This is a genomic window from Ruminococcus bicirculans (ex Wegman et al. 2014), assembly GCF_000723465.1.
Taxonomy (GTDB): Bacteria; Bacillota; Clostridia; order Oscillospirales; family Ruminococcaceae; genus Hominimerdicola; species Hominimerdicola aceti.
This window is the reverse complement of sequence record NZ_HF545617.1, coordinates 247,970-262,676: the sequence shown is the minus strand read 5'-3', so window position 1 is coordinate 262,676 and position 14,707 is coordinate 247,970. Positions and strand designations below refer to the sequence as shown.

General features: G+C 44.5%; 6 protein-coding genes and 1 CRISPR repeat array (1 of these 7 only partly in view). All 6 genes read right to left on the bottom strand.

The genetic code is table 11. The features are described 5' to 3' along the window. Positions 1–8,950: a CRISPR direct-repeat array (repeat unit 32 nt; unit sequence ATTTCAACTCACACGCTCACGTGGAGCGTGAC); it reaches 308 nt to the left of the window's first position. Positions 8,951–9,109: 159 nt separating this feature from the next. The 6 genes from cas2 to cas5c are packed head-to-tail and all read right to left on the bottom strand — an operon-like array spanning position 9,110 to position 14,554. Next, on the bottom strand, positions 9,110–9,400 hold the full coding sequence (gene cas2, locus RBI_RS11605; protein WP_041337298.1) for a CRISPR-associated endonuclease Cas2: 291 nt from the start codon (positions 9,398–9,400) through the stop codon (positions 9,110–9,112). Positions 9,401–9,411: 11 nt separating this feature from the next. Next, a complete protein-coding gene (gene cas1c, locus RBI_RS11600) occupies positions 9,412–10,434 on the bottom strand; it encodes a type I-C CRISPR-associated endonuclease Cas1c (RefSeq protein ID WP_041337297.1) in 1,023 nt (340 codons plus the stop codon). Beyond that, a complete protein-coding gene (gene cas4, locus RBI_RS11595) occupies positions 10,427–11,107 on the bottom strand; it encodes a CRISPR-associated protein Cas4 (protein ID WP_041337296.1) in 681 nt (226 codons plus the stop codon). The genes cas1c and cas4 overlap by 8 nt, the downstream gene beginning before the upstream one ends. Beyond that, positions 11,107–11,973 (bottom strand): type I-C CRISPR-associated protein Cas7/Csd2, encoded by an 867-nt coding sequence (cas7c, locus tag RBI_RS11590; protein ID WP_041337295.1) that lies wholly within the window; start codon positions 11,971–11,973, stop codon positions 11,107–11,109. Before cas7c ends, cas4 begins: the two co-directional genes overlap by 1 nt. Before the next feature lie 17 nt (positions 11,974–11,990). Further along, positions 11,991–13,841, bottom strand: coding sequence for a type I-C CRISPR-associated protein Cas8c/Csd1 (cas8c, locus tag RBI_RS11585; protein WP_041337294.1), 1,851 nt, complete (start codon positions 13,839–13,841; stop codon positions 11,991–11,993). After that, entirely contained in the window at positions 13,835–14,554 is a 720-nt protein-coding gene (gene cas5c, locus RBI_RS11580; RefSeq protein ID WP_041337293.1) for a type I-C CRISPR-associated protein Cas5c, read from the bottom strand. The genes cas8c and cas5c overlap by 7 nt, the downstream gene beginning before the upstream one ends. Positions 14,555–14,707 lie beyond the last annotated feature (153 nt).

Below are 14,707 nucleotides of genomic sequence, written 5' to 3'. Positions count from 1 at the left end.
CAATGAAATGTATATCCCCAAAATTTCAACTCACACGCTCACGTGGAGCGTGACGGGAAGATTTTGACTTTACTTTGAATAAATTAAATTTCAACTCACACGCTCACGTGGAGCGTGACGATGCACGCCCCACGATCTGACAGCTGACACGCAATTTCAACTCACACGCTCACGTGGAGCGTGACCGGGTCATAAATTCGTCAAACAGTATATATTTAATTTCAACTCACACGCTCACGTGGAGCGTGACTTGTAACTCTCGGATTTGCATTACATACCATGCATTTCAACTCACACGCTCACGTGGAGCGTGACCAACCATTTACAAAAACTCATGTAAAGGATTTAAATTTCAACTCACACGCTCACGTGGAGCGTGACATAACCAATATCACACGGCTTCTTATCTCTGTCATTTCAACTCACACGCTCACGTGGAGCGTGACTCCCAACTATCTGTCAAAATGTCAGGGGCTGTTATTTCAACTCACACGCTCACGTGGAGCGTGACAATTTGTCAACAGTACAAAGGCTCTTGAAATGAATTTCAACTCACACGCTCACGTGGAGCGTGACTACTCGCTTCACCGCTTTAACACTTTACTATACTAATTTCAACTCACACGCTCACGTGGAGCGTGACAGAAATGAATATTATTCACTAAAAAAGATTAATATTTCAACTCACACGCTCACGTGGAGCGTGACAATATAACGAAAATTGTATTGACGAGATAAACAATTTCAACTCACACGCTCACGTGGAGCGTGACAAATAGCATTTTTGTGGTTGCCACGTTGCAACCGATTTCAACTCACACGCTCACGTGGAGCGTGACCGACTCGTCCGAAGTGCAAGGCTTTGTAAAATAATTTCAACTCACACGCTCACGTGGAGCGTGACCGTGCAGATTTCCCGAGATTAGCCGAATGGATTATTTCAACTCACACGCTCACGTGGAGCGTGACATATCGATATTTTCAAGGTTTTCCCTCTTTGCCATATTTCAACTCACACGCTCACGTGGAGCGTGACTTGGTCATATGCTACACGCCATCGTAAAACGTCCATTTCAACTCACACGCTCACGTGGAGCGTGACTCTAATTGGTCATGAACGTTTTAAGGACGTTTTCGCATTTCAACTCACACGCTCACGTGGAGCGTGACAATTTGTCAACAGTACAAAGGCTCTTGAAATGAATTTCAACTCACACGCTCACGTGGAGCGTGACAAGGTCGTTGGTTCAAATCCAGCTCCCGCAACCAATTTCAACTCACACGCTCACGTGGAGCGTGACGTATATCAATTCCAATGACTGGAAATGACAGTGCATTTCAACTCACACGCTCACGTGGAGCGTGACGCGAATTTTTAGTTACTAGAAATGAAAATATCGGATTTCAACTCACACGCTCACGTGGAGCGTGACTGAGTTCCAATTTCTAATCGGTCATGAACGTTTCATTTCAACTCACACGCTCACGTGGAGCGTGACAAACCCTTTGTTACCATATCACGCACAAATGTTTATTTCAACTCACACGCTCACGTGGAGCGTGACGCGTTAAAATTTTACAATGACAAAACAACGCTAAATTTCAACTCACACGCTCACGTGGAGCGTGACTGATTTAACACTTGCACTTGAATATTCTGACAGCATTTCAACTCACACGCTCACGTGGAGCGTGACCTTGCAAAATTGTTGTGTTCTGCCACTCGCTTCTCATTTCAACTCACACGCTCACGTGGAGCGTGACAACAGGAAAACGCCGCCGCATTTCGATAACTGGCATTTCAACTCACACGCTCACGTGGAGCGTGACCACATGGCATACAGGCTATAGCCAGTACGTGAAATTTCAACTCACACGCTCACGTGGAGCGTGACGGCTACAGTGGCAGACCATGCCGCTAAGATCGCAATTTCAACTCACACGCTCACGTGGAGCGTGACTCACTTGATTTTGAATATTGTGTTCCAAAATAGATTTCAACTCACACGCTCACGTGGAGCGTGACTTATCAGATAGCTGATGAAATGCTCAAATACTGTATTTCAACTCACACGCTCACGTGGAGCGTGACGGTTCGCCCTGTGCGAACATTGGTGAGATTGAACGATTTCAACTCACACGCTCACGTGGAGCGTGACTATGCAAAAGAAGCTGGCAAATCTGCTGACAGTGCATTTCAACTCACACGCTCACGTGGAGCGTGACGGCAGAGGCACAAGGCTCTGCGAGGGAAAGACAATTTCAACTCACACGCTCACGTGGAGCGTGACCAGTCCATTATTCGGGATTGTGTTATAAATTGGTCATTTCAACTCACACGCTCACGTGGAGCGTGACAGGGTATGCACCCTGGGCTGGAAGAGGGGAAAGGATTTCAACTCACACGCTCACGTGGAGCGTGACTCGTAGAGAATGCCTGTGTAAAGAATGTATACTCATTTCAACTCACACGCTCACGTGGAGCGTGACGAGTAGTTTTCTATGGGGTTATATTCCAATGACAATTTCAACTCACACGCTCACGTGGAGCGTGACATTTGTGGCAGGGATACAGGTGCATACGCATTTTATTTCAACTCACACGCTCACGTGGAGCGTGACCAATGCACTGGAAATTGTGACCACGCAATCAGCATTTCAACTCACACGCTCACGTGGAGCGTGACTGCCCATTGTAATTTTGGTCATAACTGTAAAAAATTTCAACTCACACGCTCACGTGGAGCGTGACCATTTCAGCCGATGTAAAAACTGTAAATAATTTATTTCAACTCACACGCTCACGTGGAGCGTGACAATTTCGGAAGAATGGAAAGACTTGGCAGAGGAAATTTCAACTCACACGCTCACGTGGAGCGTGACAAATGCTTGAATAGTTGCAACTATTTTTGTAAAAATTTCAACTCACACGCTCACGTGGAGCGTGACGCATGAAATAATCGGAGAGGCTGCAATAACAACTATTTCAACTCACACGCTCACGTGGAGCGTGACCTCCACATTAGACTTTACCATTTTTTGAAAACTATTTCAACTCACACGCTCACGTGGAGCGTGACTTTGCAGACAAGTTTGGCGAACGTGATTTTTACATTTCAACTCACACGCTCACGTGGAGCGTGACGGGATATGAAGAAGAAAATTCCGTCAGGCTACAATTTCAACTCACACGCTCACGTGGAGCGTGACATCCACCCATAAAACTTTTGTGCAATAGGCAAAATATTTCAACTCACACGCTCACGTGGAGCGTGACGCGTATGGCTTCGGGTCGCTCACACTGGATCTGCATATTTCAACTCACACGCTCACGTGGAGCGTGACTGAACCAACTAATAAAATTGTTGTAACACAGTCACATTTCAACTCACACGCTCACGTGGAGCGTGACTGGTCTTGTCTCATTATCGGTTTGCTCTCAATGAGATTTCAACTCACACGCTCACGTGGAGCGTGACGCGGTGAAATCCAGCTAAGAGACCAAGACGGCAATTTCAACTCACACGCTCACGTGGAGCGTGACCAATGACGTGATATCCAAACGGCTGAAATCTATCAATTTCAACTCACACGCTCACGTGGAGCGTGACACGCTACCGCCTGTGAAAATAGTCACCCGTGACATTTCAACTCACACGCTCACGTGGAGCGTGACACTGGAAAACTATGGTGAAATCAATCCACAGGCATTTCAACTCACACGCTCACGTGGAGCGTGACGAATTTGTTTGACTATACTGACAAAACCTATCATGATTTCAACTCACACGCTCACGTGGAGCGTGACCGATTATACGCAGATCTTCATCAATCCCCATAAATTTCAACTCACACGCTCACGTGGAGCGTGACTCCGAATACAAATAGACTTTCAGAACGCCCATAGATTTCAACTCACACGCTCACGTGGAGCGTGACTTTCAGCTTCCTCAAAATTGCCATCGTCAATAAATTTCAACTCACACGCTCACGTGGAGCGTGACTCAAACGCCTTTATCAGCTCGTCCGAAACGTGCCATTTCAACTCACACGCTCACGTGGAGCGTGACATAGATACTATCATATAATTTCAGCGGATGTTGAATTTCAACTCACACGCTCACGTGGAGCGTGACACAGACTCTAACAGCGGCTCATGCTCTTATGGATATTTCAACTCACACGCTCACGTGGAGCGTGACCGTGTATGTATGGGGATTTTCAAAATTTTAGAAATTTCAACTCACACGCTCACGTGGAGCGTGACGTAGGGAACCTCTGAATAGCCACTCAGCTTCACATTTCAACTCACACGCTCACGTGGAGCGTGACATGTAGCCAATATCACATGGCTTCTTATCTCTATCATTTCAACTCACACGCTCACGTGGAGCGTGACCCTATTGCGTATCTCAAAAAGTCCTTATCCATAAATTTCAACTCACACGCTCACGTGGAGCGTGACACGAGCCTTACAAAATTATGGTAAAAGATTATCATTTCAACTCACACGCTCACGTGGAGCGTGACTGAAGAACGTCGTCAATCCGCAAACCATAACGGAATTTCAACTCACACGCTCACGTGGAGCGTGACCGGCGTGGAGCGACCAACAGGAGCGACACGCAATAGATTTCAACTCACACGCTCACGTGGAGCGTGACTGCGGCGCGCCCAAGCGTGAGCGCGGAGTATCGATTTCAACTCACACGCTCACGTGGAGCGTGACCTGGCTCAGCTGAACACGCTTGTGCAGAAGTTGCGATTTCAACTCACACGCTCACGTGGAGCGTGACATATAAAATGTTCAAATTTTAAAGATGATGATTATTTCAACTCACACGCTCACGTGGAGCGTGACGTAGCTACAAATATGGTATACTATAGATACAGTAATTTCAACTCACACGCTCACGTGGAGCGTGACTTAATCAATAATTGATAAAAATCAAATATTATAATTTCAACTCACACGCTCACGTGGAGCGTGACGGTGACTTTACATTTATGGGAACATATGGAAACATTTCAACTCACACGCTCACGTGGAGCGTGACTCATTGCTAACCTATTCGGCGGCGTTAATGCCGCATTTCAACTCACACGCTCACGTGGAGCGTGACACAGCCGCCGAAACCAATCAGCCGCCTATGGTCATTTCAACTCACACGCTCACGTGGAGCGTGACATAATAACCCCCGCAGGGGGTTTTAAAATTCGGATTTCAACTCACACGCTCACGTGGAGCGTGACCCAATAGTTTAAATACCGTAACATTATCAAGAGATTTCAACTCACACGCTCACGTGGAGCGTGACTATTCTTTGAGAAATTCAATGACCCTTTTCTAAATTTCAACTCACACGCTCACGTGGAGCGTGACGGCGACCTGTACCCCTTTCTGACGGAATGGCTTTATTTCAACTCACACGCTCACGTGGAGCGTGACCCAGAAATTCGGAAAACTGGATTAAAAACATTTTATTTCAACTCACACGCTCACGTGGAGCGTGACTTTTAGTATTAGCAGTAAACTTATTTGTGATCGGTAATTTCAACTCACACGCTCACGTGGAGCGTGACTGAATTTAATCAACCATATTTTTAGGATAACATAAATTTCAACTCACACGCTCACGTGGAGCGTGACGTGAATTTAATCAACCATAAAAGAAATAAAAAGTCATTTCAACTCACACGCTCACGTGGAGCGTGACCTTGCTATATACAATATATTGTATGCTTATATTTTATTTCAACTCACACGCTCACGTGGAGCGTGACGATACAATTATTTATATATGTGATTTTGGCAAAATTTCAACTCACACGCTCACGTGGAGCGTGACACCATATTTTTAGGATAACATAAAAGAAATAAAATTTCAACTCACACGCTCACGTGGAGCGTGACACAGTAAGGGAAGGGAATAAACCAAAAACCAAAATTTCAACTCACACGCTCACGTGGAGCGTGACGCTAATACTAAAAAGCGGAAAAGCTAAAATGAAAAATTTCAACTCACACGCTCACGTGGAGCGTGACGAAATAAAAAGTCAAGTGTAGAACAGTAGAACAAATTTCAACTCACACGCTCACGTGGAGCGTGACCTGCCAAAAATTACAAAAAATTATCGGTTAATGTGATTTCAACTCACACGCTCACGTGGAGCGTGACTTAATCAATAATTGATAAAAATCAAATAATATAATTTCAACTCACACGCTCACGTGGAGCGTGACGCAATATGGCAGGGACAGAAAATGCCTATGCAGCATTTCAACTCACACGCTCACGTGGAGCGTGACTCTCGTAGCACTGTTCTACAGATACCGCAAAGATATTTCAACTCACACGCTCACGTGGAGCGTGACTCGGGTGCAGATATCCTCAGCGTTTTTCCTTTACATTTCAACTCACACGCTCACGTGGAGCGTGACATGATGATATCAAAATCATCAGGTGAAAACCTGTCATTTCAACTCACACGCTCACGTGGAGCGTGACCGTGTACAGCCAAACCTAGCAAGAGATGATACTAATTTCAACTCACACGCTCACGTGGAGCGTGACGAAGGTTTTTACGCCAAAGCAAATTGCAATTATCATTTCAACTCACACGCTCACGTGGAGCGTGACCTTGTAACTCTCGGATTGGCATTGCAGACCATACATTTCAACTCACACGCTCACGTGGAGCGTGACCCTCTACATTTACCATTCTTGTAAAGATACGCTATTTCAACTCACACGCTCACGTGGAGCGTGACCTGCATTATTATCACCACGTTTTAGCCCTGTTGTGTCATTTCAACTCACACGCTCACGTGGAGCGTGACGTGGGTATAGAAAACCTCATCAATCGGAATTTGTTATTTCAACTCACACGCTCACGTGGAGCGTGACCTCGTCAGGTGTAGCCTTATACAGCTTGTCAAAAATTTCAACTCACACGCTCACGTGGAGCGTGACGGTCATGATCGTGGGCAACAATCAGAGCGGCATTATTTCAACTCACACGCTCACGTGGAGCGTGACTAGTAAACAAATTAAACAATTAAATATGGATCTATTTCAACTCACACGCTCACGTGGAGCGTGACAAATAAGTTTACTGCTAATACTAAAAAGCGGAAATTTCAACTCACACGCTCACGTGGAGCGTGACCATGGGCGTGGCTATCGGTTCGGAAATCGGTTTTATTTCAACTCACACGCTCACGTGGAGCGTGACGAAGGTTTTTACGCCAAAGCAAATTGCAATTATCATTTCAACTCACACGCTCACGTGGAGCGTGACAAATTTCCGCAAGATCACCGCAAGCTCTGATACATTTCAACTCACACGCTCACGTGGAGCGTGACGGGATTGAGTATTAAAATTTAGGCGTATTTTAGTATTTCAACTCACACGCTCACGTGGAGCGTGACGCGGGATTCTATAGCCGCAAATAACATATTTGTCATTTCAACTCACACGCTCACGTGGAGCGTGACAAATCTTGATGCCGATGATTCTATTGAGCGTATAGATTTCAACTCACACGCTCACGTGGAGCGTGACTTAATCAATAATTGATAAAAATCAAATATTATAATTTCAACTCACACGCTCACGTGGAGCGTGACGCCATGAATGACCGCCCACATTTATAAACGTTTCATTTCAACTCACACGCTCACGTGGAGCGTGACAACATTGTATGAATTATGATACAATTATTTATATATTTCAACTCACACGCTCACGTGGAGCGTGACCATGTGGTCATTTTGAGTATATAGGGCGGTTATATATTTCAACTCACACGCTCACGTGGAGCGTGACTCAAGAGCATCCGCAAATTCCAGAACTGAATCAATTTCAACTCACACGCTCACGTGGAGCGTGACATAAAAATAGTAAACAAATTAAACAATTAAATTATTTCAACTCACACGCTCACGTGGAGCGTGACTTAGCAGTAAACTTATTTGTTTTGTGATTGGTAATTTCAACTCACACGCTCACGTGGAGCGTGACTAACTATCTTTTGCGGAATGCGTTTATCCAGGCTATTTCAACTCACACGCTCACGTGGAGCGTGACGCGGTTTTATGGATATGTTAATATACTTAATTAAAATTTCAACTCACACGCTCACGTGGAGCGTGACGTGTGTTTATGGATAATTTGCACAAAAAATCAACACATTTCAACTCACACGCTCACGTGGAGCGTGACAAACACGCAATAGGCTTCGGTCCTCTACATGACATTTCAACTCACACGCTCACGTGGAGCGTGACCTCGCTCAATCGTAACCGAATTCATCGGGCGTGTATTTCAACTCACACGCTCACGTGGAGCGTGACAACCCCAAATTGGGTACAAATATGTACAAATTTATTTCAACTCACACGCTCACGTGGAGCGTGACCGCTCTTTGGCACTGCGTGTTTGCAGTACCAGCAATTTCAACTCACACGCTCACGTGGAGCGTGACGTCTTATTAGTTTTAATTTCTTTAAGGTATTTCATTTCAACTCACACGCTCACGTGGAGCGTGACCAAGATTTAAGAATTGGTCAAGCTGATACAGAAATTTCAACTCACACGCTCACGTGGAGCGTGACTCTCGTTCCTGCACTGCCCTGCTCTCCATTAATATTTCAACTCACACGCTCACGTGGAGCGTGACAATATGAAAACGGCGTAAGACCAATCCCATTTGAAAATTTCAACTCACACGCTCACGTGGAGCGTGACCGTTACTAGACGAACCACCACCGCTAACATCATCATTTCAACTCACACGCTCACGTGGAGCGTGACACTCCGAAACCTCTTTCATACTGAAACCGCTGTTATTTCAACTCACACGCTCACGTGGAGCGTGACAAGCGTTCCACAGAAATTCAACAACAGCTTTTACAATTTCAACTCACACGCTCACGTGGAGCGTGACACTTGATGTTGTGTATATCTGGTGCTTGCTCAACGTGATGCGGACTTATTTTTTTATTTAATGGGTATCGGTTTGATTTTGTTCACTGTGCATTCATAAATAGCATGGCATTTTCATGCGAACTTACTAGGGATTTGTGGATCACTTGGGGTACGCAGGTCAAAATATTAGGACACCTTCGGGGTCATAGGTCTCTTTGGTGCCGTAGTGTTCTACTCTATGCTTCCAATTGTTGCCTAAGTAATATATCCGCAGACTATCATGCTTTGGGTCTATTATTTTCAGAAGTTTATCTTTCACTTTCAGAAAAGTGCCATAGTCTACGTCTATTTCAAACACGCTGTTCTGCACTCGCTGTCCATAATTTTGACACTCTTTCGACACTTTTCTCAGCCTTGTTTTACCCTTATTATCTGTTGTTGATACATCATAGCTTACTAAGGTCATCATTTATATCACCTCTATTTCAGCAAATAGTTCGGGTACTCATCTAGCTCGCCACGGATATATTTTGCGAGAAGCGAGCTTTGCACATATGGGAGTAGCCCTTGCTGTATCTTTTCGCCTAGATATGGGTGGACTATGCTTGTGCGCTTACGCTCCTGCCATGCGGTGAGGACTTTTTTCTTGCCCTCTTTGGATAGGTATACTGCGCCACTGACCTGAGTTTCAAAGTCCTCGGGCTTTATCATTTTCAAGTTTATCATGGTAAGCACAAGTCGCTCCACCACGCTACGAAATTCCTCTACAAGGTCGCAGGACAGGCTGCTTCTGCCTGAACGCAGGGCGTGGTAAAAGCCGAGGCAGCTATCAAGTCCTACGCTTTCAAGGGCTGATGTATATGATGAAATTGCGATAGTATACAGAAACGAGAGCATGGCGTTTACTCTGTCGAGGGGTGGGCGTTTGGTGCGGTTGGCAAGGTAAAAATCTTCTTTTTGGTGGAGTATCAGTCGGTCAAATATATCAAAATATGCCTTTGCACAGCTTCCCTCTATACCCATGATGATATCTTTATCGGAAGTTTCATAGACGGTCTTTATGCCGTTTTCAAGATATTTTATACAATCTGTAAGCGCTCCGTCACTGTTTATATCCGGGTTATCGTGGAGCGAACGTCTGATAAGATAACGTGTATTTGAAAGCTTTGCGGCGACAGTATTCCTGATAAGGTCGAGCTGAGGGGTAGAAAAAAGCTCAAACTGCTCTTTTCGCAGATAGACGTTGCCCTTTGTTTTGCCCTGAACTCTTGCGAGAAATTTACCTTGAGGAGAAATAAAATTAACGGCTATGCCATATTCTGCACACTTGCCCATAAGCGCAGGTGAACAGCCCGAATAGCTGAAAATATAGATATCCTCAATATTAGTAAAAGGCACACGGAACTTCTCGCTGTCCTCTGCCCTGCACACTATGTTTTCGCCGTCAAGTGTGAGGTAGGCAGTTTCTTCGAGAATATAAAGTGAATTGAGCAGTTTACGCATTGTTTTCGCCTCCGTTCATGGAGAAAATCGTATTTTTCACGCTATATTTCTTCACTTTTGGAAAGCACATATCCGACAGTGAACAGCCTGAACATTTCTGACCTTTTACACGCTTTGGGATAATATCCGCTGCAAGTATCTCACGCATTTTTCCAAGATAGTCGCAAAGCATTTTATCATACTCTGCGCCCTGAGTATCAAAGGGCAATTCTGATCGTCTGCGCACATCTGCATAGTACAGAAAACATCGGCTATTGCAATGAAACACGTTATCCACGCAAAGCTTCTGCGCATAGACTTGTATAGCGTCGGTCTGATTGAACTCCCCTGATTTGGGTCTGGTGGGTTTATACTCCACAATTTCCACACGGAATGTGCCGCCCAGAGTATCTATATAGTCGCCGCATTTGTCACGGACGAACTCGATACAATCTACAACTCCGAAAATATTGTACTTAGGGTCATCGTTATACACTGCCACGTCACTTCGGACGATCTTACGCTTATTTTCAAAGTTACGCTCACCGCTGTGGACGTTCTCATGGAGGAGGTTTGCTTTGACGACAAAGGCGTTTTCAGCCCAGTCGTCATTAACTTCTAAAAGAGCAAACCTGCGTGGACAATACATATAATGCTGTATGTCACGGATATTGATAGTTACATCTTCGCTCATCAGAGCTTTTCAATAAGGGTAACGCCCTCAGGCATATCCTTATCTATGGTGATGTCATAGTCTGAGTAATGTCTTGGAGTTGTCACGCCGTCTTTGAGCTTAACTGACACCTTGTCAAAGAGGATATGTGCAGGGGCATTGCCCAGGGCGGAATCATGCTTGAACACGATAAGCTTACGCATACAAAGCTTTCCTCTTGCGGCGCTTCTGTCATGCTCGAACATATTGATGATAGATGTCCAAAGAAGCTCAAGGTCGTCCTCGCTAAAGCCTGTTATCTTCTGAGCGAGCATTGCGGAAACATAGCCCTCGCCACGATAGAGAGCGTATGGGATTATGCTCTTTTTGCCCATTTCGGTCTCACCGCTCTGCTGTCTGTCTTCTGTTGTTCTTGCCTGTCTTGTGATTGTGATATTCTGAGCAAAAACAGGGTCGATACTTCTTGCAAAGTTGAGCTGTACAGGACCTCTTACAATGCCGCACGGGTCATCGCCTGTACTCATTACTGCACCGAAAGTTCTTACGTCAAAGTAGTTCTGACAGATATAGTCACGAGCCTGCTTAACGTCATCAGGATTCTTGCCTTTCTGCTTTGTGGCAAGTCCAAGGGTATTATAAGCTTCGGTGAACTTTGTATTGAGGGCTTTGTCTGCCTTGATAAGGATATTGTAGCCTGCTTCGCCCTCTTTGGTAAGCTCCACAAAGTTTCTTATCTTCCTTTTAAGGCACACGTCTGTAACGATACCGAGGCTTGTTTCAGGGTCTGTTCTAGGCATATTGCCTGCGTCAGGGTCGCCGTTTGGGTTGCCGTTCTCAACGTCAAAAAGCATTACAAATTCATATCTGTTCTTGATTGCGTTTTCCATAATATTTCGTCCTTTCTTTATTCTTCTGATTTTGCTTCGGGTTTAACTTCAGAATTTTCTTCCGGCTTATCTTTTGACTTTTTTGTGTAAAGATCTCTGTACTGCTGTGCATAACCTACAATAAATCTGCCCTGATCGTCATTTGAAAGAGTCTGAGGAAACTCACCATTCAGATCATCAATTATCTCAAGGCACTTATCATTGTAGTAATTACGAAGTTTCGAACTCTCAAACTTTTTCAAATGATTTTGTGAAAGCGAATAGAGTTTAGGAAATACAGTTGCAGGTCTTGAACAAGCTGATGAGAAATAAGTATCTTTGATAGTTGTGTTAATTGTTGCCTTTGAAGAATCCTGCTGGATCTTTTCAAGCACTGCGAAAAGTCTTCCGCAAAGATAAGCCTGATTTTTGTTTTCAAGGTCTAATGACATTTTGATCTCCTCCTTATTATGTTTACGATTAATGCAGCCTTTTATCAAGCCTGCCCTTGTATCATTGAGTTTTATAAAATGGTTGTTCTCCTCGTCACTGTCGGTCTTGACCCTTGTTATTACTGTGAAAAGCAGTTCGTCAGGGTATCTTGTGCCTTTGAGTATTGCTTCAAAAAGTGCGGCGGTGAGAGGTGACGGAACTTTTTCTTTGGACGATTTCGGTGAGATCAGCTCACGCTTGATACGTTCAATACTCACTTGGCGCTGACCCTCAGTGAATGAAATATCCTGCTGATGTTTGAGTACATTGTCAAATATCTTGCCGAACTTATCGTGGAAGATGAACTTCTGGGATATTCTTGAACTGTTTGGAGTAAAGCCTGCAACGTAAAATTCTACGTTAGGGTCATAAGGCATATCGGCTGTCCTGCCCTGTTTAAGCTGGGTCATGACAGTGTTTATGTTTCGGTCGGCTTCGGTCACAACGGTTTTATTTAATTCGTCCTCAAATCCGCTGAACATACCGGCAAACATATTGCATTCTTCTGCATCGTTCTTCTTCATTGCGAAATAGACTATTGTCATATCGTCAAAAGTCTTGTAATGGCTTCTGTCAGCAAGCAGAGAATTAAGTGCAGAGGTATACATTTTCATAGCTTTCTCAGAAACATTGCTGTTGTAGGACTGCTTCTTGCCATAGGACTCAAAGGCAGATTCTTTCATGCCAACGAGGACACAGCCTGAGGACATTCCACCTTTGATACCCTTTATTTTATCATGGATACGGGCTTGCGGGAGCTTCTCACCAAGAATGGAACAGGTGGATAGTTCGGTATCGTCACTGTCGATGTCGGCGTTAAGCTGGGCGAGATAATCCTCATAGGCGGCTTTGAATTTGCTGTCATTGTGAAGCTTAGTTTCAGGTGATCCGTCAAGTCCAAACTCATAGTAGGAGCTTGAATACTCCTTGCCTAGGGCAAGAAGGTGTGGGTTTTGGGTTTCCTGCTCAGGTTCCCATGTACGGATAAAATTAAGATAGGCTTTGCAGATAGGTGAGTCGATATTCTCAAAGAACTTCTCATTCCATTCGCAAAAGCATTTGTGTGATTTTGCCGCTTTGTTGGTAGCGTCTGTAGGGGTCAAAGTTCCTTTATCATAGTTCAGACCGAATATGTAGAGTGGTCTGTGTTCGATCGTGTTTTTGTCTATGCCCGGTTTCTGCGTTCTTACGGGAAGCTGTTCCATTACTGGATCATAGACTGTTTTTGTCTTTTTATTTTTCAGAGGGATAATTCGGGGTACTCTCAAATCGTTTATTGCGGCTATCTTGCCCTCGGGGGTAAGAAGAATTTCAAAGTGTATGGCTTGCTTACAATAGCCTGCAGGAGTTTTATTCTCCTGCAAAGCACTGTAATCGCACAAGGCTTTTATCAGCATTTAATCTCCTCCCTGTATTTTGCAACATCGATAACACCGTCTATCATATGCGGACGGTAGAAAACTGCGTCGGCCTTGTCAGAAAACTTAGGGTCATTCCAATCATTATTGACAGGCTTGCCTCCGTCCTCAAACTTCATGCCGTAAAGCATAAAGCCAAGGTCTTTATCACCCATATTTTGCGGTGCTATCTGCGTAAGGTCAAAGTCGTCAACAAGTTCAATACTCTTTATTGCAAATTCACGACAGCCAAGGCATGGCTGTCTGAAATGCTGGCCGTTTCTGAGACGTCTGAGCATTATGTTATAATGCTTCTCATCAGATTCGTCTGGGTGGTCTGATTTAAGATAGGTGCGCTCAAACGTGAACTCGATACCGTATTTCACATTTTTCAACACCATTGCCGCACGCTGACTTCGTATCTCCGAGGTGTACATCTCCGCTGAGCCTCCGCCTTTCATTTGCTGTTTCACTGATGATAACAGCAGCTTATCTTTGACCTCGTTTCGTCGGATATTGGTAAACTCGATAGGGTTGAACACCACTATTTTGTTTATCTGATAGCGCACGGCAGGCTTCCAATATACTGATTTGATAAGTCCCTCCAGTGCGCTTGGGGTAGGTACGTCGTAGCTTACCCTCTCAACTTTCATTTCAGGTCGCGAAAAGCAAGCGTAGTCACCTGTCACGATGATCTTAAAACCATAGCTCATTTTTACATCACTCCTTTTAAACTTGTATTAGTATTAGGTACATTGTTTTTGCTCTACATATATGGTACACCATTATGAATAAAATGTCAATAGTTTTCATGTATAAAAAAAGTGTCGGATTTTAGGCATATTTCACAATTCCACGTTCAATGG